Raw genomic sequence first — 1,222 nt, 5'->3', positions numbered from 1 at the left:
GTGTTCGCCGGCCCCTTACGTCCATCGCAAGCGTCGCGCTGAGCCACGGGATCAATGCCAATCTCGTGCGTAAATGGATTCCGCTTTATCGCGACGCGGACAGTAAAAACCTGCCCGCTTTTATCCCTTTGAAACTAGAACCCAGCGTTCATGATCGTCCCGAGCCATCGATCAGAATCGACGTGCCAAGCGAGCATGGGAGCCTCGTGGTGAACTGGCCCGTCAACGATCCCGAGGGATGTGCCCGATTCGTCCGGGGATTAATCTGATGATCCGCATCGATTCCATCTGGCTCGCCACCGAGCCGATGGACATGCGCGCGGGCACCGACACCGCGCTTGCACGGGTAGTGGCCGTGTTCGGTGCGGCGAAGCCGCACTGTGCTTATCTCTTCGCCAACCGCCGCGCCAATCGGATGAAAGTGCTGGTGCATGACGGCGTCGGCATCTGGCTGGCAGCACGTCGGTTGCACCAAGGACGCTTTTTCTGGCCAGGCGTGCGACATGGTTCGGAACTTGAGTTGGATGCAGAACAGCTTCAGGCCCTGATACTCGGGTTACCTTGGCAAAGAGTCGGTGCCGGCGGCGTCATCACTGTGCTTTAAGTTCTGCCATGGCCAGCTTGCCAGCGCAATTGGCCCATCAGTCTATCGCCGCCCAAAGCCCTCTCTGGCAAAATCGGCGGCATGACTTCCATCCCGAATCTCGACCAACTGAACCCTGAACAACTGCGCGCTCTGGCCGCGCAGTTGATGCAGCGCGTCGAGACGATGGACAAGCAAATCCACCATCACAAAACAGTCAACGAGAAACTGGCCCATGAGATCGCGCTGCTCAAGCGCTTCAAGTTTGCCAAGCGCAGCGAGCAACTAAGTCCTGCTCAAGCCAGCTTGCTCGATGACCTGATCGACACCGACATCGCGGCTATCGAAGCTGAACTTGAGGCACTGCAACCGACGCCGACTGCGGCCAAAGTGCGCCAGCAACCCAAGCGTGCGCCGCTGCCAGCGCAGTTTCCTCGTACGCTGATCCACCACGAACCGGACAACAGCCATTGCCAATGCGGCTGCGCCCTCAAGCGCATCGGTGAAGATGCCAGCGAAAAGCTCGACTACACACCCGGCGTGTTTACCGTCGAACGCCATATCCGTGGGAAATGGGCCTGTGAGCAGTGCGAGACGCTGATCCAGGCGCCGGTACCAGCGCATGTCATCGACAAAGGC

At 59.2% G+C, this 1,222-nt stretch carries 3 protein-coding genes; all 3 read left to right on the top strand.

Going from position 1 to position 1,222, the window contains the following annotated elements; all coding sequences use genetic code 11:
* On the top strand, positions 1 to 269 hold a 269-nt coding region (locus tag NL64_RS30495), incomplete at its 5' end, for a hypothetical protein (protein ID WP_216594576.1).
* The gene (gene tnpB, locus NL64_RS30610; RefSeq protein WP_034149241.1) at positions 269 to 604 is read left to right on the top strand and encodes an IS66 family insertion sequence element accessory protein TnpB; all 336 of its coding nucleotides are present in this window, start codon (positions 269 to 271) and stop codon (positions 602 to 604) included. The genes NL64_RS30495 and tnpB, both read left to right, overlap by 1 nt.
* A gap of 81 nt (positions 605 to 685) precedes the next feature.
* Positions 686 to 1,222 (top strand): IS66 family transposase zinc-finger binding domain-containing protein (locus NL64_RS30605; RefSeq protein ID WP_034149227.1); only part of this gene is annotated, 537 nt, incomplete at its 3' end.

Source organism: Pseudomonas fluorescens (genome assembly GCF_000802965.1).
Classification (GTDB): Bacteria; Pseudomonadota; Gammaproteobacteria; order Pseudomonadales; family Pseudomonadaceae; genus Aquipseudomonas; species Aquipseudomonas fluorescens_A.
The sequence above is the reverse complement of the archived record's forward strand: the minus strand, read 5'-3'. Positions and strand labels throughout refer to the sequence as shown.

What these genes read in the sequence shown, in the direction of transcription:
- tnpB (WP_034149241.1), top strand. Translation starts at nt 269, where the DNA reads ATGATCCGCATCGATTCCATCTGGCTCGCCACCGAGCCGATGGACATG.